General features: G+C 67.7%; 20 protein-coding genes and 1 tRNA gene. 11 read left to right on the forward strand and 10 right to left on the reverse strand.

Features of this window, described 5'->3' with window-relative positions:
- The 3 genes from ACJ4V0_RS02920 to ACJ4V0_RS02930 form a co-directional block, all read right to left on the reverse strand.
- Positions 1-762, reverse strand: a complete 762-nt coding sequence (locus ACJ4V0_RS02920; protein ID WP_448298057.1) for an AAA family ATPase — start codon at positions 760-762, stop codon at positions 1-3.
- Positions 763-815: 53 nt separating this feature from the next.
- Positions 816-3,065: a DNA topoisomerase IV subunit A gene (gene parC, locus ACJ4V0_RS02925; protein WP_448298058.1), complete on the reverse strand. Its 2,250-nt coding sequence runs from the start codon at positions 3,063-3,065 to the stop codon at positions 816-818.
- Positions 3,066-3,193: 128 nt separating this feature from the next.
- Positions 3,194-3,622: a VOC family protein gene (locus ACJ4V0_RS02930; protein WP_448298059.1), complete on the reverse strand. Its 429-nt coding sequence runs from the start codon at positions 3,620-3,622 to the stop codon at positions 3,194-3,196.
- A gap of 140 nt (positions 3,623-3,762) precedes the next feature.
- On the opposite strand from ACJ4V0_RS02930, the gene ACJ4V0_RS02935 reads away from it, so the two are divergent.
- From ACJ4V0_RS02935 to cimA, 6 genes are all read left to right on the forward strand, one after another.
- The gene (locus ACJ4V0_RS02935; RefSeq protein WP_448298060.1) at positions 3,763-4,272 is read left to right on the forward strand and encodes a CreA family protein; all 510 of its coding nucleotides are present in this window, start codon (positions 3,763-3,765) and stop codon (positions 4,270-4,272) included.
- A 110-nt stretch (positions 4,273-4,382) separates the two neighbouring features.
- Positions 4,383-4,835, forward strand: coding sequence for a hypothetical protein (locus tag ACJ4V0_RS02940; protein WP_448298061.1), 453 nt, complete (start codon positions 4,383-4,385; stop codon positions 4,833-4,835).
- Positions 4,836-5,014: 179 nt separating this feature from the next.
- Positions 5,015-6,631, forward strand: a complete 1,617-nt coding sequence (cysS, locus tag ACJ4V0_RS02945; RefSeq protein ID WP_448298062.1) for a cysteine--tRNA ligase — start codon at positions 5,015-5,017, stop codon at positions 6,629-6,631.
- 256 nt (positions 6,632-6,887) lie between these two features.
- Complete coding sequence (locus tag ACJ4V0_RS02950) at positions 6,888-7,364, forward strand: GFA family protein (protein ID WP_448298063.1); 477 nt, start codon at positions 6,888-6,890, stop codon at positions 7,362-7,364.
- Entirely contained in the window at positions 7,361-7,495 is a 135-nt protein-coding gene (locus tag ACJ4V0_RS02955; protein ID WP_448298064.1) for a hypothetical protein, read from the forward strand. Before ACJ4V0_RS02950 ends, ACJ4V0_RS02955 begins: the two co-directional genes overlap by 4 nt.
- A gap of 6 nt (positions 7,496-7,501) precedes the next feature.
- Positions 7,502-9,118 carry a citramalate synthase gene (gene cimA / locus ACJ4V0_RS02960; protein WP_448298065.1) on the forward strand — a complete coding sequence of 539 codons (1,617 nt, stop codon included), beginning with the start codon at positions 7,502-7,504 and terminating at the stop codon, positions 9,116-9,118.
- Between the two features lie 4 nt (positions 9,119-9,122).
- On the opposite strand, the gene ACJ4V0_RS02965 is transcribed toward cimA, so the two are convergent.
- Genes ACJ4V0_RS02965 through ACJ4V0_RS02975 form a run of 3 tightly spaced genes read right to left on the reverse strand, consistent with a single transcriptional unit; the run spans position 9,123 to position 10,300 of the window.
- Positions 9,123-9,410, reverse strand: coding sequence for a type II toxin-antitoxin system RelE/ParE family toxin (locus ACJ4V0_RS02965; protein WP_448298066.1), 288 nt, complete (start codon positions 9,408-9,410; stop codon positions 9,123-9,125).
- Positions 9,407-9,649: a type II toxin-antitoxin system ParD family antitoxin gene (locus ACJ4V0_RS02970; RefSeq protein ID WP_448298067.1), complete on the reverse strand. Its 243-nt coding sequence runs from the start codon at positions 9,647-9,649 to the stop codon at positions 9,407-9,409. The genes ACJ4V0_RS02965 and ACJ4V0_RS02970 overlap by 4 nt, the downstream gene beginning before the upstream one ends.
- Before the next feature lie 39 nt (positions 9,650-9,688).
- Positions 9,689-10,300, reverse strand: a complete 612-nt coding sequence (locus ACJ4V0_RS02975; RefSeq protein WP_448298068.1) for an LOG family protein — start codon at positions 10,298-10,300, stop codon at positions 9,689-9,691.
- A 187-nt stretch (positions 10,301-10,487) separates the two neighbouring features.
- Between ACJ4V0_RS02975 and ACJ4V0_RS02980 the strand changes: the two genes are divergently transcribed.
- Both ACJ4V0_RS02980 and ACJ4V0_RS02985 read left to right on the forward strand, forming a co-directional pair.
- Positions 10,488-12,452, forward strand: coding sequence for an ABCB family ABC transporter ATP-binding protein/permease (locus tag ACJ4V0_RS02980; RefSeq protein WP_448298069.1), 1,965 nt, complete (start codon positions 10,488-10,490; stop codon positions 12,450-12,452).
- On the forward strand, positions 12,449-13,195 hold the full coding sequence (locus ACJ4V0_RS02985) for a hypothetical protein (protein WP_448298070.1): 747 nt from the start codon (positions 12,449-12,451) through the stop codon (positions 13,193-13,195). Before ACJ4V0_RS02980 ends, ACJ4V0_RS02985 begins: the two co-directional genes overlap by 4 nt.
- On the opposite strand, the gene ACJ4V0_RS02990 is transcribed toward ACJ4V0_RS02985, so the two are convergent.
- From ACJ4V0_RS02990 to ACJ4V0_RS03005, 4 genes are all read right to left on the reverse strand, one after another.
- On the reverse strand, positions 13,158-13,385 hold the full coding sequence (locus ACJ4V0_RS02990) for a DUF2783 domain-containing protein (protein WP_448298071.1): 228 nt from the start codon (positions 13,383-13,385) through the stop codon (positions 13,158-13,160). The two genes, ACJ4V0_RS02985 and ACJ4V0_RS02990, sit on opposite strands and share 38 nt — an antisense overlap.
- A 75-nt stretch (positions 13,386-13,460) precedes the next feature.
- Positions 13,461-15,062, reverse strand: a complete 1,602-nt coding sequence (locus ACJ4V0_RS02995) for an FAD-dependent oxidoreductase (RefSeq protein WP_448298072.1) — start codon at positions 15,060-15,062, stop codon at positions 13,461-13,463.
- A 79-nt stretch (positions 15,063-15,141) separates the two neighbouring features.
- Entirely contained in the window at positions 15,142-15,456 is a 315-nt protein-coding gene (locus ACJ4V0_RS03000; RefSeq protein ID WP_448298073.1) for a hypothetical protein, read from the reverse strand.
- A gap of 34 nt (positions 15,457-15,490) precedes the next feature.
- On the reverse strand, positions 15,491-16,870 hold the full coding sequence (locus ACJ4V0_RS03005) for a DUF2865 domain-containing protein (protein WP_448298074.1): 1,380 nt from the start codon (positions 16,868-16,870) through the stop codon (positions 15,491-15,493).
- A gap of 217 nt (positions 16,871-17,087) precedes the next feature.
- On the opposite strand from ACJ4V0_RS03005, the gene ACJ4V0_RS03010 reads away from it, so the two are divergent.
- The 3 genes from ACJ4V0_RS03010 (at position 17,088) to ACJ4V0_RS03020 (ending at position 19,968) form a co-directional block, all read left to right on the forward strand.
- Entirely contained in the window at positions 17,088-18,497 is a 1,410-nt protein-coding gene (locus ACJ4V0_RS03010) for an aspartate aminotransferase family protein (RefSeq protein ID WP_448298461.1), read from the forward strand.
- Between the two features lie 29 nt (positions 18,498-18,526).
- Positions 18,527-18,601: transfer RNA gene (locus ACJ4V0_RS03015), tRNA-Val, on the forward strand.
- Positions 18,602-18,882: 281 nt separating this feature from the next.
- Positions 18,883-19,968 carry an acyltransferase family protein gene (locus ACJ4V0_RS03020; RefSeq protein WP_448298075.1) on the forward strand — a complete coding sequence of 362 codons (1,086 nt, stop codon included), beginning with the start codon at positions 18,883-18,885 and terminating at the stop codon, positions 19,966-19,968.
- Positions 19,969-20,139: the final 171 nt, after the last annotated feature.

Here is a 20,139-nt window from a genome sequence, read left to right on the forward strand (position 1 = left end):
TCAGTCGAGGAAGGCGTCGAGGAAGGCCGCGGGGGCGGCGAAGAACTCGCGCATGAGACGATAGTGCGGGATCAGTTCGAGCGCGGTCGGCTCAACCCCGTATTTGGTGATCTCCAGCACTTGGGCACCGGGATAGGCCATCAGCATCGGCGAGTGGGTGGCGATCACCACCTGGCACAGGTTCGAGTCCTCCATCCGGCGCATCAGCTTCATGAACTCGACCTGCCGGGAGGGCGAGAGAGCGCTTTCGGGCTCGTCGAAGATGTAGATGCCCTGACGCCGGCAGCGCTCCTCGAAGAAACGCAGGAAGCCCTCGCCATGGGAATGGGACAGAAAGTCGGGGGGTGGACCGTTCCCCGCGGCTGCTTCGTCAAGGCCCCTCGCTACGGAGAAGAACGTCTCTGCCTTGAAGAACCAGCCGCTGGTCATGCGCGGCAGCCATGAGGCCCGGAGCGCTGGCGCAAGCACCGTACCGCTGATGTCAATGGCGTTCGAATGGTCGACCAGCCGGTAGCCGCTGCCGCCGCCCGCCTCATCGAAGTTGGCGAGTGCCGCAAAGGCCTCAAGCAGAGTCGATTTTCCCGTGCCGTTCTCCCCAACAATGATGGTGATCGGCTTCTCGAAAGCGAATTCGAAGCTGCGGTCCCGGAACAACGGGATGCAGAACGGATAGGCGTCCCAGTCCGTGACCCGCTCGGGAACAAGACTGACGCGCTTCAGAAAGGGCGGCGGCAGGCGGAGGGGGCGGCGCTGGCGAGCCATCGCATGTCCATTGTCTCGCCCGGGCTCGGGCGTCGTCCTGTCCCACGCCCTGTCTAGCCGAACCTGTTGGTCTTGGGGAAGCCCTTCGGCGGCAGCTTGCCGGCATCGGCCCGGTTGCCGATCCACTCGAACAGGTCCGCTTGCGACACCGTCCAGGTGCGGTCAGAGGAATCCTTCCAGGTAAGGCCGTCGGCGATCGTGAAGGTCTTCAGGTCCACCATGCCGCCCTCCTTGTATTTCTGCAGGCGGACGCCCTTGCCGCGCGCCATTTCCGGCACCTGATTCAGCGGGAAGACGAGCAGCTTGCGGTTGAGGCCGACGATGGCGACGTGGTCGCCCTCGACGAAGCGCACGGCGGCGAGTTCGTCCGGCGTGTCGACGCCCATGACGCCCTTGCCCTTGCGGGTGTTGGCGATGAGCTCGTCTTCGGCGACGACGAAGCCGCGGCCCTCGCGGGAGGCGATGAGCGCCTTGCGGCCGCCGCGATAGGGCGTGACCTCGACGATGTCGTGCTCCTGCTCGAGGTCGAACATCAGGCGCATCGGCTCGCCCGCGCCGCGCCCGCCGGGGAGCTTGGCGCCCTCCAGCGTGAAGACCTTGCCGTTGGTGGCGAAGACGAGGAGTTTCGACGTCGTCTCGGCGAAGAAGGAAAGCTTCAGCCGGTCGTCGGTCTTGAAGGTCAGGGTCGCGAGATCCTGCACATGGCCCTTGAGGGCGCGGATCCAGCCCTTCTCGGAGACGACCACGGTGATCGGCTCGCGCTCCACGAGCGCCTCTGCGAAGGCGTCGACATCGACCTCGCTGGCCTCGCCGAAGGTGGTGCGGCGCTTGCCGAGCGGGGTCTCCTTGGAGAACTGCTTGCGGACATTGCCGATCTCCCACGAGACCGTCTTCCACTGCAGCGCCTCAGACCCCAGCAGCTTCTCGATGCCCTCCTTCTCCTTCGTCAGTTCCGCATGCTCGTTGCGGAGCTCGATCTCCTCGAGCTTGGCCAGCGACCGCAGGCGCATGTTGAGGATGGCCTCCACCTGCACCTCGGTGAGGTCGAAGCGGGCGACCAGCGCCTTCTTCGGCTCATCGGCGGTGCGGATGATGTGGATGACCTCGTCGATGTTGAGATAGGCGACGAGCAGGCCGGCCAGCACCTCGAGTCGCCTGTCGATGGCGGCGAGGCGATGCTGCGAGCGGCGGATCAGCACCTCGCGGCGGTGGTCGAGCCACTCGCGCAGCACCTCTTTCAGGCCGACGACCTTCGGCACCTTGCCCTTCATGAGCACGTTCATGTTGAGCGAGATGCGGCTCTCGAGCTCGGTCAGCTTGAACAGACTCTCCATCAGGAGCGCCGAATCCACATTGCGCGACTTCGGCTCGAAGACGAGGCGGATGTCCTCGGCGCTCTCGTCGCGCATGTCGGCGACCAGCGGCAGCTTCTTCTCGTTGATGAGTTCGGCGATCTTCTCGATCAGCCGGCCCTTGGTGACGCCGTAGGGAATCTCGGTGACGACGACGAGATAGGTGCCGCGCCCGGTGTCTTCCTGATGCCAGCGGGCGCGGGTGCGGAAGGCGCCGCGCCCCGTCTCGTAGGCCTCCTCGATGGCCGCGCGGCCCTCGATGATGATGCCGCCGGTCGGGAAATCGGGGCCCGGGACATGGGCGACGAGGTCGCGCGTCGTGCAGTCGGGGTTGGCGATGATGTGCAGCGCCGCGTCGCAGATCTCGGCGGCGTTATGCGGCGGTATGGAGGTCGCCATGCCGACCGCGATGCCCTGCGATCCGTTGGCGAGCAGGTTGGGGAAGGCGCCGGGGAGGACGACGGGCTCCTCGTCCTCCTCGTTGTAGGTCTTGCGGAAGTCGACTGCGTCCTCGTCGATGCCGTCGAGCAGGAGGCGCGCGACCTCGGTCATGCGCGCTTCGGTGTAGCGGTAGGCGGCGGCGTTATCGCCGTCGATGTTGCCGAAATTGCCCTGTCCGTCGACCAGCGGATAGCGCTGGGAGAAATCCTGGGCGAGGCGCACCAGCGCGTCATAGACCGACTGGTCGCCGTGCGGGTGGAACTTGCCGATGACGTCGCCGACGATGCGGGCGCACTTCTTGAAGGCGGTGCCCGGATCGAGCTTCAGGAGCCGCATGGCGTGCAGGATGCGGCGGTGGACGGGCTTCAGGCCGTCGCGGGCGTCGGGAAGCGCCCGGCCCATGATGGTGGACAGGGCATAGGCGAGATAACGCTCTTCCAGCGCCTCGCGCAGGTTGATGGTTTCGATGCCGTCGTCGCCGCCGGGAGGCGGTGTCACGCGTTCGCCCATGGGGTCAGGCCTCGCGAATCGGGAAAGGGGTCATCTTTCCTCGATAGGCGGGGGAACGGCGCGGAACAAGCGGGGAACGCCGGTCGCGCCCCGTCTGTCCACCGACGGGCGCCCATTTCAGCCCCGGTTCAGAACGTCACCTTCACCGACGGCGCGCTGCGGGTGTGCTCGCCGTGATAGACGGCCTCGATATTGTTGCCGTCGGGGTCGAGGAGAAAGGCCGCATAGTATCCGGGGTGATAGGCGCGGAGGCCGGGCGCGCCGTTGTCCCTGGCCCCCGCGGCGAGGCCCGCCTTGTGGAAGGCGTCCACCGCCGCGCGGTCCTTGGCCTGGAAGGCCAGGTGGTGCCGGCCGGTGAGGTGCCCCTGCGCCGCCTTGCTGTCGGCGGAGGAGACGAAGAGCTCGTCCACCCAGAAATAGCCCTCCGCCTCGCCGCCGAGTGGGATGTCGAGCGCAGCGAGGATTGCGTCGTAGAAGCGGCGGCTGGCGGCGAGATCACTGACGATGAGCTGGACGTGATCGATCAGGCGGCCGCGATGAAGTTCGTTGGTTTCCATGGACTTGTCCCCGGATGAGAGCCATCTGCCGGGGGAACGACGCGCGCCCGTCGCCGTTCCCTGGCATGGACAGTCAACGACACCCCATTGCCAAGAGATGGCGGTAGGATTCCAATCGACCTTTCAACCGGAGCCCGCCCATGCGCCGCATCCTCGCCGCCGCCCTCGCCTGCCTCGTCGCCGTGCCGATCATCCCGGCGGCTGCCCAGACGCCGGAACTGATCTTCCGCCGCTCCACCGTGTTCCGCCTGCTATCGCCCAACGACAGGCTGGCTACCTACGGCATCGACGACCCGGAGGTGGAGGGTGTCGCCTGCCACTTCACCGTGCCGGAAAAGGGCGGCTGGGCCGGCGCCTTCGGCTTCGCCGAGCAACTGTCGGAGGTCTCGCTCGCCTGCCGGCAGATCGGCCCGATCCGCATCACCGGCCGTTCCTCGCAGGGCGATGTGGTGTTCCGCGAGGGCCGCTCGTTCTTCTTCAAACGGGTGCAGATCGTGCGCGGGTGCGACGCCCGCCGCAACGTGCTGGTCTACATGATCTACTCCGACAAGCTGATCGATGGTTCGCCGCAGAACTCCACCTCCACCGTGCCGATCATGCCGTGGGGCCAGCAGACCGAGGTGGTGCGCTGCGGCGACTTCATCTCGTGACGGCCGAAACGTCGCATTTCCTGCGTTTCCGTAGGCGCGCGCCGGGCGTCGATACGCGGAAAGACGCCCGCCGCATAACTCCGGGCAACGCCCCACCCCGGAGACCCCCGATGTCGCGCCGCATCCTCGCCCTCATCGCCCTCGCCTTCCTGTCGCTCGCGCCCGCCCATGCCACGGGCGGCATTTCCTGCGAGGCGGAGGACCGCTCGGCGAAGTTCACCATCGGCAGCCCCATCGGCCGCTCGACGGGCGGCGCCTTCTTCCAGTTCGAGGGCGAACTCGAGGTGCGTGCCGCCAATGTCGCCGAGGACTTCAGGAAGGTCACCTTCACCAAGGATCACCTGACCCAGAGCTGGTTCGACGCGCGCGACCTGAAGATGCACGTCCATTTCGAGCGCGAGGGCGAGCCGCACGGCACCATCGACCTGACGGTGGAAGCGCGCGGCAATGCCGACGCCGAGACCTGGCGCGGCCGCTACGTGCTGAACATCGGCGAGACGGTGAACGGCGAGTTCCGCAGCCGCCGCATCACCGGCCGCGTGTCCTGCTCGGTCGAAGGGTGATGCTTGACGCGCCGGCCCGCGTCTGCGCTATCTCTGTCGCATGAACGGTTCGATCATCCTCATCGGGATTATTTGCGGCTGAGCGTTTTCGCTGGCCGGTCGCCGTTCTTTGCCATACTCCCCAAGCGCAAAAGATCACGCACCCGGCCAGCGGCGGGCGATGCTGTGCGGAGACGGCTATGGCGATCAGGCTCTACAACACGCTGACGCGGTCGAAGGACGAGTTCCGTCCGATCGATGACAAGAACATCCGCATGTATGTCTGCGGCCCGACCGTCTATGACGATGCCCATATCGGCAACGCCCGGCCGGTCATCGTCTTCGATCTGCTGTTCCGCCTGCTGCGCCACACCTATGGCGAGGCCCACGTCACCTATGCGCGGAACATCACGGACCTCGACGACAAGATCAACAAACGCGCCCATGAGCGCGGCGTCACCATCCGTGAGCTGACCGAGGGCACCGCCGCCCGCTTCCACGCGGCCGTGGACGCCCTCGGCTGCCTCCGCCCCACCGTGGAGCCGCGCGCGACCGACCATATCGAGGAGATGAAGGCGCTCTGCGAGAAGCTCGTCGCCTCCGGCAACGCCTATGTGGCGGAAGACCACGTGCTCTTCTCGGTGCCCTCCATGCCGGCCTATGGCCGCCTGTCGAAGCGTCCGCTGGACGACATGATCGCCGGCGCGCGGGTGGACGTTGCCCCCTACAAGCGCTCGGAGATGGATTTCGTGCTGTGGAAGCCGTCACGCGAGGCGCACGAGCCGGGCTGGGAGAGCCCGTGCGGCATCGCTCAACCGGGACGGCCGGGCTGGCACATCGAGTGCTCCGCCATGTCGTGGCGCCACCTCGGCGAGGTCTTCGACATCCATGGCGGCGGCATCGACCTCGTCTTCCCCCACCACGAGAACGAGGTGGCGCAGACCACCTGCGCCTTCGGGCACTCCGTGATGGCGAACGTGTGGATGCACAACGGCTTCCTGCAGGTTGAGGGCGAGAAGATGTCCAAGAGCCTGGGGAATTTCGTGACGATCCAGGAGCTGCTCGACGGCTGGCGCGGGCGTCCTTGGTCTGGCCGCGCGGCCAGATTGGCAATGATGTCAGCACATTATACGCAGCCAATCGATTGGACGCTCGAACGGCTCCTCCAAGCATCAGCTGATTTGGCCGCCTTCTCTCAGGACTTATCGGAGATTGAGTTCAGCAGCCAAGAGCAATTTGCTGCGGCTTGGCATGGTGTGCCTATACCCAGCACGGATATTATCGCGGCCTTGAGCGATGACCTTAACACTCCCGAAGTGATCACACGCTTGCGGGCGCGATCGAACTCGCTCTCGGGCAAAAATGACGAGGGTCGCAGACAACTGGCTCACGACCTTCGCTTTCTGGGACTCTTTGAATACAGCACATTCGAAGCACACCGCGCCTCGCGTTCGCTGTGGGACTTCGGTTCCGCCGGGCCTGACATATTGAATCAGGCCAGTGCGATCGCGTTTCGTCTGCAGGCGGCGACGGCAAACAACGATCCTGTCGCCATCGGGAGTCTGAGCAAGGCCGCACAGGAGTTGAATGCGACGGCGCAAATTTCGCCGACGGGCTCCATATCCATCCGCTATGTCGGCCCGAAGCAGTCGGGCGTCGACGACCTCATCGCCGCCCGCCTCGCCGCCCGCAAGGCGAAGAACTTCGCCGAATCCGACCGCATCCGTGACGAACTCGCTGCCATGGGCATCCAGCTCAAGGACGGCAAGGATGCGGCCACCGGCGAGCCGGTAACGACCTGGGAGGTGATGCGATGACGGCGAGCGCGATCACTGCACGACCCAAGTGCGTCCTTCGAGGCTCGGCTGACGCCTCGCACCTCAGGATGAGGGGCGTAGGTGGCCTGCACCACGGAAACCGGCCCGCCCGCGGCCCGGAAAGCAGGGTGCGGAGCCGAAGCGGCCTTGCGGCGCATGCCACACACCGCCCTCCTCATCCTGAGGTGCGAGCCCGGAGGGCGAGCCTCGAAGGACGCACTTCCCAACTGCAGGCCTCGTTCCGGAGCCCCGGCCGATGACCGCCCCCCTCACCGGCGGCTGCCAGTGCGGCGCCGTGCGCTTTGCCTGCGAGAGCCTCGGACGCGCCTCGCTCTGCCATTGCCGCATGTGCCAGAAGGCCTTCGGCAGCTATTTCGCGCCGCTCGCCAGCGCTCACGGCCTGACATGGACCCGCAGCGCGCCGAAGCACTTCCAGAGCTCCAACGTGGTGCGCCGCGGTTTCTGCGCCGATTGCGGCACGCCGCTCACCTATGAATATCCCGGCGGCGTGGAGCTGGCGCTCGGCGCCTTCGACGATCCGGCCGCCCTGCCTCCGGTCATCCAGATGGGTCTCGAGGCGCGCATGCCCTTCTTCTCCGACCTCGCGGGACTGCCGACACGCTCGCCGGACGAACAGGAGAAGGTCGCCGGCTTCTACGCCTCCGTCGTCTCCTTCCAGCACCCGGACCACGACACGGCCGCCAGGCCGCCGGCACGGGCGCCGGGGCCATGAGCGAGCAGCCGTCCGCCCTGACGTCCGACACCGCGCGCGCCCTGAAGCGCATCGCCTTCTGGGTCGGCCTGAAATTCCTGCTCCTGATCGTGCTGACGCTCGTCGTGCTGCGCTGGAAAGGCCTGATCTAAGTCGCCATGACCGATCCCATGACACCCGACGCCCGCGAGCGGCTCTTCCTGTTCGACACGACGCTGCGCGACGGCGCGCAGACGACCGGCGTCGACTTCACCCTCGAGGACAAGCTGAAGATCGCCGCCCTGCTCGACGATCTCGGGCTCGACTTCATCGAGGGCGGCTATCCCGGCGCCAACCCGACCGACACGGCCCTGTTCGCCGCGCCGCGCCGGCTGAACGCCACCTTCACCGCCTTCGGCATGACCAAGCGCGCCGGCCGCTCGGCCGCCAACGACCCCGGCGTTGCCGCCCTGCTCGACGCCGAGGCCGACGCCATCTGCTTCGTCGCCAAGGCCTGGGACTACCATGTCCGCGTCGCCCTCGGCTGCACGCTGGAGGAGAACCTCGAGGGCATCACGGACTCCGTTCAGGCGGCGACAGCGCGCGGCCGCGAGGTGCTGGTCGACTGCGAGCACTTCTTCGACGGCTTCAAGGCCAACCGCGACTATGCGCTGGCCTGCGCCCGCACCGCTTACGAAGCCGGCGCGCGCTGGGTGGTGCTCTGCGACACCAATGGCGGCACGCTGCCGGAGGAGATCGAGGCCATCGTGCGCGATGTGACGGCGGTCGTGCCGGGCAGCCGTCTCGGCATCCACGCCCACAACGACACCGAACAGGCGGTGGCGAACTCCCTCGCCGCCGTGCGGGCGGGCTGCCGGCAGGTTCAGGGCACGCTCAACGGCCTCGGCGAGCGCTGCGGCAACGCCAACCTGACCTCGCTGATCCCGACGCTGCTGCTGAAGCCCGCCTATGCCGACCGCTTCGCCATCGGCGTGACCCGCGACAAGCTCACCCAGCTCACCAAGATCTCGCGGCAGCTCGACGAACTGATCAACCGGCCGCCGAACCGCCATGCGCCCTATGTCGGCGCATCGGCCTTCGCCACCAAGGCCGGCATCCACGCCTCCGCCGTGCTGAAGGAGCCGGAGACCTATGAACACGTGCCGCCGGAGACTGTGGGCAACCGCCGCCACGTCCTCGTCTCGGAGCAGGCGGGCAAGTCCAACGTCCTCGCGGAGCTCGAGCGTGTCGGCCTGACGGTGGCGAAGGACGACCCGCGCGTCGCCCGCATCCTCGACGAGGTGAAGGAGCGCGAAAGCCTCGGCTATGCCTATGAGGGCGCGGATGCCTCCTTCTTCCTGCTCGCCAAGCGCGTCATGGGCGAGGTGCCGGCCTTCTTCACGGTCGAGCGGTTCAAGGTGAATGTCGAGCGCCGCTACAACGCCATGGGCGACCTCGTCACCTTCTCGGAGGCGACCGTGAAGGTGAAGGTCGGCGACGAAGTGATGATCTCGGCGGCGGAGGGCAACGGCCCGGTCAATGCGCTTGATGCCGCCCTGCGCAAGGATCTCGGCCGCTACCAGCGCTTCATCGAGGACCTGGAACTGGTCGACTTCCGCGTCCGCATCCTCAACGGCGGCACCGGCGCCGTGACGCGCGTCCTCATCGAGAGCCGCGACGGCGCCGGCGAGACCTGGACCACGGTGGGGGTGTCGGCCAACATCATCGACGCCAGCTTCCAGGCGCTGACGGATTCCATCACCTACAAGCTGGTGAAGGACGGCGCGGGGGTGTGAGGGGTCAGATGTGACGTTCGACATCCATCCGCTGATGGAGGATGCGAACCACGTCAATCGCCTCTGCGCGAACCCGATAGATGATCAAATGGGATTCCGCGGGAAGGAGCCGGACGCCCGGCCTGACCTCGTGGATCGAGCGACCAAGCTCCGGAAACAGCAGCAAGCGCTCCATGGCGGCCTGCAGCGCACGCACGTAGAGGATCGCTCGCTCGATGCCCCACATCTGCGCGGAATAGTCGAAAATGTCGTCGAGATCCTGCGCTGCGCGTGGGGTCAGCGCCAGCCTCATGGGCGCGATGCCACCTTTCGGTCCAGGAAGCGGTCGAAGTCGAAGGGTGTCGCCGGTCCACTGCGGTCGCCCTCGTCGATGGCTGCGCGCAAGGCCGCGACCTTCGCCTCATGCTCCTCCAGAAGCCGAAGTCCGGCGCGCACGACCTCGCTGGCCGAACTGTAGCGCCCCTCCGCCACCCGCTCGTCGACAAAGGAGGTGAAATGATCGCCGAGACTGATGGAGGTGTTTCGCGCCATAAGCCAATGGTACCAAATCTTGGTATCGACCTCAACGCCTCACATCTTCTCGATGACCACCGTGTCGTGTTCGGCAGACAGCGCCTCCTGCGGCAGGTCTGCCACCTGCGCCTGCAGGGTCGGGATGATGTCGCGGACCTCGTCGATGACGGCGTATTTCACCGCAAGCCCCGGACGGATGAAGCCCTCGTCCTTCATGTGGTCGAGCAGGACGCGCAGCGGGTCCCAGAAGCCACCGACATTGGCAATGGCGACCGGCTTGGCGTGGCGGCCGAGCTGCGCCCAGGTGAGCTGCTCGATCAGTTCCTCCAGCGTGCCGATGCCGCCGGGAAGCGCGACAAAGGCGTCGGCCTCGGTGAACATGCGCATCTTTCGGGTGTGCATATCCGGCACGGTGACGATGTCGATGACCGCATCCAGCGGCATTTCCTTGCGCTTGAGGAAATCCGGGATGATGCCCAGCACCTTGCCGCCATTGTCGACGACCGCCTTGGCGAGGGTCCCCATCAGGCCAATGCCGCCGCCGCCATAGACGAGGCGGATGCCGGCCCTGGCCATGGCAGCGCCGAGATCGCGGGCCGCCTTGACGTGGATGGCGTCATGGCCCGACCCGGAGCCGCAATAGACACAGATGGATGTGATGGTCGCCATGGCGGCCTCTCCGGCGTGGGTATCGGCTGCGGCCCACTCAGGCCGCGATTCACGACGCGACCATAGCAGGGGGAGTGTGTCGAGGTCAGCCATGCGCTTTCGGACGCTGGCGGGGCTTCACCGGAACGGAAAGACCATTATATCGGTTCCAGAGAAAAACGGCCTCTTCCCCAAGGACAAGACGATCGTGTCATCCTCCCACGCGCCGCCCGCGCCGGCGGCCGCGCCCCAGACCGTCTCGTCGGAGAGCGGCGCCCTGACCCGGACCATCGTGCATCTGTGGCCGTTCATCTGGCCGCACGACCGCACCGACCTGCAGCGGCGGGTCGCCTGGGCCATGGTCCTGCTGGTGATAGCCAAGGTGGTCACCATGGTGGTGCCCTTCACCTTCAAATGGGCGACGGATGCGCTGGCAGCGCCTCAGGCTGCGCAGTCCGGCTGGTGGCTGGCCGTCCTCGCCGCGCCGGTGACGCTGACCCTCGCCTACGGTCTGTCCCGCGTCCTGATGGCGGTTGTCACGCAGATGCGCGACGGGCTCTTCGCCAAGGTCTCGATGAACGCGGTCCGACGCCTGGCGCTGCGCACCTTCGAGCACATGCACAGGCTGTCGCTGCGCTTCCATCTGGAACGCAAGACCGGCGGCCTGACGCGCGTGCTGGAGCGCGGGCGGAACGCCATCGAGACCATCGTCAGGATGATCATCCTGCAACTGCTGCCGACCATCCTGGAACTGGCGATGATCGTCGGCATCCTGTTGTGGATGTTCGACTGGCGCTATGTGGTCGTCATTCTGGTGACGGTCGCGGCCTATCTCGGATTCACCTACTCTGCCACCGAATGGCGCATCGCCATTCGCCGCGACATGAACGAGAGCGACACAAACGCCAACGTCAAGGCGATCGACTCGCTGCTGAATTTCGAGACGGTGAAGTACTTCTCGGCGGAGGCACGCGAGAAGGCCCGCTACGACGTCTCCATGGCGAAATACGAGACGGCCTCGACCAAGGCGCTCACCTCGCTGGCGGTGCTCAACGCCGGGCAGGCCGCGATCTTCACGGCGGGCATGACGGTCGCCATGGTTCTCTGCGCCATCGACATCACCCGCGGCCGCAACACTGTCGGCGACTTCGTGATGATCAACGCCATGATGATCCAGCTCTACCAGCCGCTCAATTTCATGGGCATGGTCTATCGCGAGATCAAGCAGGCGGTGACCGACATCGAGGCGATGTTCGCCATTCTCGGCCGCAGTCCCGAGATCATCGACAGCCCCGGCGCCCCGGCGCTCGCGGTCGGCGGCGGGACGATCCGCTTCGAGGACGTGACCTTTGCCTACGATCCCGCCCGCCCCATCCTCAAGGGCGTGACCTTCGAGGTCCCGGCCGGCAAGACCATCGCCATCGTCGGCCCGTCGGGCGCTGGAAAGTCGACCATCTCGCGCCTGCTGTTCCGCTTCTACGACGTCAGCGGCGGCCGCATCACCATCGACGGACAGGACATCCGCGAGGTGACGCAGGCCTCGCTCCGGCAGGCCATCGGCATGGTTCCGCAGGACACCGTGCTGTTCAACGACACGATCCGCTACAACATCCGCTACGGCCGCTGGGAAGCGGGCGACGCCGAGGTCGAGGAGGCGGCACGTCTTGCCCAGATCCACGACTTCATCACCCGCAGCCCGGACGGCTATGCAACCGAGGTCGGCGAGCGCGGCCTCAAGCTCTCCGGCGGCGAGAAGCAGCGCGTGGCCATCGCCCGCGCCATCCTCAAGTCGCCACCGATCCTGGTGCTCGACGAGGCGACATCGGCGCTCGACAGCCATACCGAGCAGGAGATCCAGGAGGCGCTCGACCGCATCGCCCGCGAGCGCACCGCCATCGTCATCGCGCACCGTCTCTCCACCATCGTCAACGCCGACGAGATCATCGTTCTCGAGGACGGCAGGGTGGCCGAGCGCGGCACGCATGGAGAATTGCTTGCCAAGGGCGGCCTCTATGCCGGATTGTGGAACCGTCAGCGCGAGGCCGCCGAGGCCGAGGAAAAGATCGCGGGCCTCGATCGCGGAACGCCCGCACGATCGCAGGAGTCTGCCGCGGTTTCGCCCGAAGATCGTGCTGCCATCATCCTGAAGCCGCCGCGGGAGGCGGCGGAGTGAGCGACCCCATGGTCGAGACGCGCGAGCGCCCCCTGTCGTTGTCCTATCGCCGGCCTGCCGACCGTTCCGAACGGGCCGTGCTGGAGCAGACGATGCACGGCCTGCATCACGACCCCCAGGCGGACCTTGCGGAGATCGGGTCCGGGCTCGGGCTCGGCTTCATCTCCCTCATGTTCATCGGTCCAGTGGCGCTGCTGCTCGCCTGGCTGCTTCAGTTCGGCACCGGCGTGACCTTCGGAACGGACCAGACCTGGCTGATGGCGGCTCTCTTCTGGCTGGTGGCCTGGGGCGGCATGAGCGCCTGGCGCGTCATCGCCAGGCGCACCCGCGCCTCCGCGCTTCGCCGGGCTCTGACGGCCGACATCGCCGAGGGGGATGTGCAGGAGGAAAGCTGGCGCTTCGTCGAGGCCATCGGCTTCCAGGAGGCCGAGACAATGCCCCTGCTCTATGCGCTGCATGCCGACAACGGCGCGGTGGTCGCCTTCGAGGAGACGCGGATGATCGGCCGCGAGCGGACACCGGGAGAGGCCTTCTTCTCCTCCGCCCCCTCCGATGCCGTGCTGGTGCGCGGCGTGCGCTCCGGCGTGCTTATCAGCGAGAACTATTCCGGGCCGAGCCTGCCGCTTCTCGACATCCACCCGCTGAAACTGCCGCGGGAGGAACGTCCCGGACACGGCGCGCAGGTGGATCGCCCGTGGATGGCGATCACGCCCTGGCTGTCGGGACGCTCGTCGATCGGCTGAGGGTCGCCGCGGCAAGCGCCAGAGCTTCGGCCAGCACGGCCTGATCGCCGATATGGTTGGCAAGGATCAGCACCAGCCGGGCGTTGAGATCGGCGCTCTCGGCCTCCGACAGCGGCCGGTGGGCCTCCACCAGTAGGCGAAAGGCCGCATCTGGATCGGCGAGACGGTTCTCGGTGACAAGCGCGGTCATGGGCCTGTCCTCACGTTGAGATTCAGAGTCTTCAGGGACTGATTCCGATTCATCTCTGCCGACCATGTCCTTGTTTCAGAAGCCTTTTGCCCGTCGCATCGCATCCATGACCTTCACGGGATCGCACTTGCGCCAACGCGCCGTCAGGTGGCCGTCGGGCCGCAGCAGGAAGCAGGCGCCCTGGGTCGCGTCGAAGCGTTCGACGAAGAGACCTTCGTCGTCCAGCACGTCGCGGCCGATGACCAGCACGTCCGCCCCCGGCAAGATGGCCGGCCCCTCTCCCATGCAGAGCAGCATGAAGCGGCCGGACACCAGCGCGGTCAGGTGGATCGGCGTCCCGTCGGGGCGGACCAGCGGGACGTCGGGCACGGGCGCGCCGAGCTGGGCCGTCCCCGACCAGTCCTCCCCATCGGGGGTCGATAGCGGGGTGTCGTAGGTGGAGGGCACCGACAGCCGCCCGGAATTGACGAGGCGGCGGGCAAAGGGCGCCGCGGCGGCAAGCGCGAGAGCCGCGTCGCGCAGCCTTCGCTCGCCCGGGGAAGCAGGTGCGATGAAATCGGTGGCGCGCGTCGAGTTGAGGATGTTCTCGTCCGCAGCCGCGCCACGCTCGCTGTCATAGGTGACGAGCAGACCGGGCCCGGCCTCGCCGGCCAGAATGAGTTCCAGCTTCCAGGCGAGGTTCTCCGCATCCTGCACGCCCGAATTGGCGCCGCGTGCGCCGAAGGGCGAAACCTGATGAGCGGAATCGCCGGCGAAGATCACCCGCCCGTGGATGAAGCGGGCGAGCCGCCGGCACTGGAACGTGTAGATCGACGCCCATTCGAGCGTGAAGTCGTCGTGGCCGAGCATGCGTCGGATGCGCGGGACGACGTTCTCCGGCCGCTTCTCCGTCTCGACGTCGGCCTCGCGGCCGAGCTGCAGGTCGATGCGCCAGATGTCGTCCGGCTGCTTGTGCAGCAGCGCCGACTGGCCGGCATGGAACGGCGGCTGGAACCAAAACCAGCGCTCGGTCGGAAAGTCCGCCGTCATCTTGACGTCGGCGATGAGGAAGCGGTCGTCGAAGACCTCACCGGCAAAGTCGAGCCCCATCATGCAGCGGATCGGCGAGCGCGAGCCGTCGCAGGCTGCCACCCAATCGGCGGCGAGGCGATAGGGTCCCTCGGGTGTCTCGATGGTCAACGTCGCACCGTCGACGGCCTGCTCGACCGCCGTGACACGGTTGGCCCAGCGCAGGTCGATCAGGTCGGCAAGCTCGCCGGTCCGGGCCACGAGCGCCGCCTCGACATAGTACTGCTGGATGTTGATGAAGGCCGGCATCCTGTGGCCGGTCTCGGGCAGGAGGTCGAAGCCGTAGAGTTCGCGGTCGCCGTGGAAGACGCGGCCGCGCTGCCAGGTTACGCCCTTCCCGACGAGCCCCTCGCCGACGCCGAGGCGGTCGAAGATCTCCAGCGTGCGCTTGGCGAAGCAGATGGCGCGGCTGCCCTCGCCGATGCGCTCGGCATCGTCGAGCAGCACGACCCTGACGCCGCGCTGGGCCAGGTCGATGGCGAGCGACAGGCCGACCGGCCCAGCCCCGACGATAACCACCGGATGCCGCACCGCCGCGGCGGCGTCCTGGTCAGCGCTGCGGCGATAGGCGAACCGGAGCGTCGGACCGTCCGCACCGGCGATCTCCATGCGCAACCTCCCGATGGTTTCTTCTGCAACCGTTTCCGTGATTTCTGCACGAAGGCCTGCCGGTGAGTCCACTCCTCCGTCAGGCACTGGTCCGCACGACGGCTGCGGCGGTCTTGAAGAAGGCGCTGGCGGCCCGGAAGATCGACAGGACGGCGATGACCGCGAGCACGAACTCGAGGATGCGGCCACGGCGCCAGAGGTGGGCGTAGAAGGCGAAGGATATCAGCGGCCACCGCTCGCTGTAGGGCGCAAGTCCGCGCATCCAGGGCCGCGCCAGGAACGCGCGCTCCGGCACACCGAGGTCGTTGGCGACCCAGCGCGGCCAGAACGAGACGAGCCAGGCCGTGGCGGCGAGAAGGCCGGCCCAGACCAGCGCGTGAAGGAGACTGTCCATGATCCGCTTTCGTTGATGGCTGGCGCGCGGCGCGTCAGCCGCCGTTGGGGGTGGCCGGCGCCTCGGCCCTCGGGGCCAACGTCGGGCCGATGATCCGGATGTTGCGCCGTTCGCCGTCGGCCGGGCCGGAGGGAACGGGCGTCTCCTCGCGGGTCGGCACGGGATCAGCGACTGCACCGCGAATGCCGCTCGGTTCCGGGTCCGCCGGCGGGCGGATGGACCCGTCAAGGCCGATGGTGGCGCGCGGCGTGCCACCGCGCCCGCGCGAGCTCTCGATCCGCACCTGGCGCTCGGCCTCCCGGCGCGCCCGCTGCTCGGCCGCCATTTCCTCGCGGACGGCCTGGCGCTGGTCGGCGGGGGTGGACAGCAGCCGTGCCTGGTCGGCGGAGATGACCTGATCGCCGGTGCGCAGCGTCGGGTCCTGGCGCTGCGAGAAGGCCTCCGCCCAGGAGCCGGCGCGCGGCCGGCAGGTGCAGGCCGCATCAAAACGCTGGCGGAAGCGGAGGGCATTGGGGAGCGCGGTGTAGGGACTGCCATCGACCGAGACGGCATTCTCGATCTGGTCGTCCCGCATGCGGTAGAGCGCCACCTCGGCACCGGGGCACTGCATCTGGCACATCTCCTCCTGCCCGAGGCTGGCGCCGGGCCGCGCCGAGGAGGTCATGGGGAAGAACGCCCCGTCGCACAGGCGGACGCAGACGGCGCGATGGCCGACGTTGCGCGGCCGTTCGTCGCCGTCGCTCGGGCGCAGTTGCTCTTCCGGCACCGCCGCGACGTCGCCGCCCGGAACGGGACGCGGGTCGTTGCGGCCAAAGAGATGCTCGATGAAATTGCCGAAGCCGGGGCGCTGCGGCTCGGCGCCTTCCCGATAGGCGGCCTGGGGGCGCGCGTCAGGCGTGCGGTACTCGCGATAGACTTCGCGCTCGGGCGCGCCGCCGAAGCCGAAGAAGGACGGCCGTGGCGCCGCCGCCTCGCGGGTGACGACCCCGCCGCGGCAGCCATTGGCGTCGTAGGCGGCGATCAACTGGGCGCGCTGCTGGGCGCGCTGTGCCGACTGGACGCCGCCTCCGCCGGCCTGCGCCTCGAGTTGGGCGAGGTTCGCCTGCATCTGCCGGCGACGGGCGTCGAGCCCGGCGCACTGGGCGCCCTGGAAGAAGCCGCCGCAGCCGGCCGCCTGGTAGGCGCGGGTGGCGTTGGCAATCTCGCCGCGCTGGCGCTGGGCCGCGACGGCGAAACGCCGGTTGACCGTGCCACCGGCGGGAGCCCGGTCGAGCTGCGCGATGCGGGCGCGGATCTGCGTGCAGACGGCCGAAGCCTGCGCCAGCGCCGATTCGGGCATGGCGGCGAGCGCGACCACCAGTGCCGCTGCGAGCCCAAGGCCCGACGATCCGCGCCATATCGCTGGAAGCCGCACGTCTTCTCCTCGTCGGGACAGCCCGGGCGGGCAGCCAGTCCGGTCGCGCCGGAGCCCTCGCAATGCTGCGATGGAAGCCACAAAACTATTGCAAATTCGTGGTCATCGCCAGAACGGAGCGGCCCGCAGGCCAGTTCCGCCGTCGCAGCCATTGTCGGACCGCGCCGAATTCGCCCAAATGGCTCCGCTGACCGCCATGACGGGATCGATCGCGCCGATGACGAACATCTTCCACCGCAGCCTCGCCCACGACTATCCGACCGCGGTCTCCGGCCAGGGCATCGTCATCCGCGATTCCGGGGGTCGCGACTATATCGACGCATCGGGAGGCGCCGCGGTCTCCTGCCTCGGCCATTCCCATCCCGACGTGCTCAAGGCGATGCACGCCCAGATCGACAGCCTCGCCTATGCCCATACGAGCTTCTTCACCACGCAGGTGGCCGAGGACCTTGCCGCGATGCTGGTCGAGGACGCGCCGTCCGGCATGAGCCACATCTATTTCCTCTCCGGCGGGTCGGAGGCGATCGAGACGGCATTGAAGATGGCGCGGCAGTATTTCGTCGAGATCGGCCAGCCGCAGCGCCGCCATTTCATCGGCCGCCGGCAGAGCTATCACGGCAATACGCTGGGAGCGCTTGCCATCGGTCACAACGCCGCGCGGCGGGTGCAATATGCACCGCTGCTGATCGAGACCCATCACGTCTCGCCGCCCTACGAGTATCGGGGGCGACTGGCCGGCGAGACGCCCGAGGCCTATGGCGAACGGCTCGCGGCGGAGCTGGAGGCGGAGATCGACCGCCTCGACCCCGACAGCGTCATCGCCTTCGTCGCCGAGACGGTCGGCGGCGCCACCTGCGGCGCCATCACCGCCCCTCCGGGCTACTTCCGCGCGGTGCGCGAGATCTGCGACCGGCACGGCATCCTGCTCATCCTCGACGAGGTCATGTGCGGCATGGGCCGCACCGGCACGCTGCACGCCTGCGAGCAGGAGGGCGTCGCCCCCGACCTGATGACCATCGCCAAGGGGCTCGGCGGCGGCTTCGCCCCGATCGGCGCCGTGCTGGTGCAGGACCGGGTGTTCCAGGCCTTCGACCGCGGCTCGAAGATGTTCCAGCACGGCCACACCTATCTCGGCCATGCGCTGGCCTGCGCCGCGAGCCTCGCCGTGCAGCAGGTGATCAAGCGCGACAATCTCCTCGCCAATGTCAGGGCGCAGGGCGCGCACCTGACGCGCCGCCTCACCGAGCGCTTCGGCAACCACCACCATGTCGGCGACATCCGCGGCCGCGGCCTGTTCCAGGCCATCGAACTCGTCGCCGACCGCGGCACGAAGGAAACCTTCGATCCGGCCCTGAAACTGCACGCGCGCATCAAGGCCGAGGCCATGACCCGCGGGCTGATGGTTTATCCCTCCGGCGGCACGGCGGACGGCACGCGCGGCGACCATGTGCTGCTGGCTCCGCCCTTCATCGTCAGCGCCGGCGACATCGACACCATCGTCGAGCGGCTCGGCGAGGCGGTGGACGCGGCGATCGCATCGGCGGCGCAAGGGGAGTCGGGCGGCGTCGGATCGCGGCCTGCGGTCGACCGCGATGGATTCTTGACACCGGTCGGGGGGAGCCGCTAGGAACGCGGCTCTTCGCCACTTGGTGGCGCGGGCGCGTAGCTCAGCGGGAGAGCACTCCCTTCACACGGGAGGGGTCACAGGTTCAATCCCTGTCGCGCCCACCATCTACCTCTCTGATATATTTGTTATTGTCACTGGCCCCATGCGGGCCTGAAGCGCTGTTCCGGCATCAGGCGGCGGCGCCAAGCACGAACACGCACGGGAGAGCGGGGGAAAGCTGGGGGAACCTGTTCCAGGTTTGGTCCGAGCTCGCGCCTGGGTTTCGCCGCGGCATTTTCCCTCGGCAAGTCCCCGGGTATCGGAATTGCTATCCACCGTCCTGCGGCGAACATCTGTTTCGTTTTGCAACACTTGCGCGCAGGGCCGGGGGCTGAACACAGTGCAAATGACGACCGGCTCGATCACTCCGCGGGAGGCGCTGTCCGCCGCCCCCGGCCGCGTTGTCTCCATCCAGTATCTGCGCGCTTTGGCTGCGCTCGCGGTCGTCGTCTATCACGTGCTGGGCGAGCCCGCGGTGATCGGGGCCGCCGGCGTCGACGTGTTCTTCGTCATCAGCGGCGTCGTCATCGGCCTCATCACCACCGGCCGCACGGTGCATCCCCTCGTCTTCACCTATGACCGGGTCACCCGCATCGTCCCGCTCTACTGGATCTTCACGCTTCTCCTCATCGCGGTGAAGCTGGTGGCACCCGGCCTGCTCCCGCGCATCCCGCTCGACGGCGGCTGGTTCGTCCAGTCGCTGCTGCTGGTTCCGGTCACCCGTCCCGGTACGACCGGCACGTTTCCCGTCCTCTACCAGGGCTGGACGCTCTGGTACGAGGCACTGTTCTACGCGCTCGTCGTCGCCGCCGTCGTCCTGGCGCCGGCCCGGCTCGCCTGCACGCTGACGGCGATGATCACCGCGCTGGTGCTGGCCGGACTCGTCCTGCAACCCCGCGGGGACGTGCTCGCGGTCTATACCGATCCGCTGCTGATCGAGTTCCTGATCGGCTACTGGTTCGCGGTCAGGCGTGCGGAAGGCTGGCGCCCGCCGGCGGCGGGCGGCGGGCTACTGGTCGCAGGTGGCATGGCCGGCTTCGCCGTCGCGGCCCTCTGGGCCGGATCGCCGGAGGGATGGCCCCGCCTCATCTTCTGGGGCCTGCCGGCCGCCGCCCTGGTGACCGGAGCCGTGATGCTCGAGGATCGCGGCCGGATCGGCGACTGGTGGCTGCCACAGCTTCTCGGTGATGCGTCCTACGCCATCTATCTCAGCCACGGCATCGTCGTGTCCGTGCTGCTGCTCGTCGGACGCCGCGCCGGGGTGCCGCTCGCCGATCCTCTGAGCCAGCCCCTGCTCGCGCTTGCCGTGTGCGTGATGGTGACCCTCGCCGGCGTCGCCGTTCACCTCGTGCTGGAGCGCCCGCTGATGGCCTGGTTCCGCCGGATGAGGCCGGCTGCACGCGACACATCACGGCCGAGGGTCACGGCCTGACAAGAGCCGGCCGGAGCGGGAGACCCGCCAGGTAGCGCGGCCGCGCATTTCGGCGGGAGGCGCTCCCATCACACGTGAAGGGCTACAGGTTCAGTCCTGTGGCGCCCACCAATTCTGCCCCCCGCAGCATCAGGGGTCTTACGGTTGTGTGTTTTCCGATGATTACACGTA

Source organism: Phreatobacter aquiterrae (genome assembly GCF_053471285.1).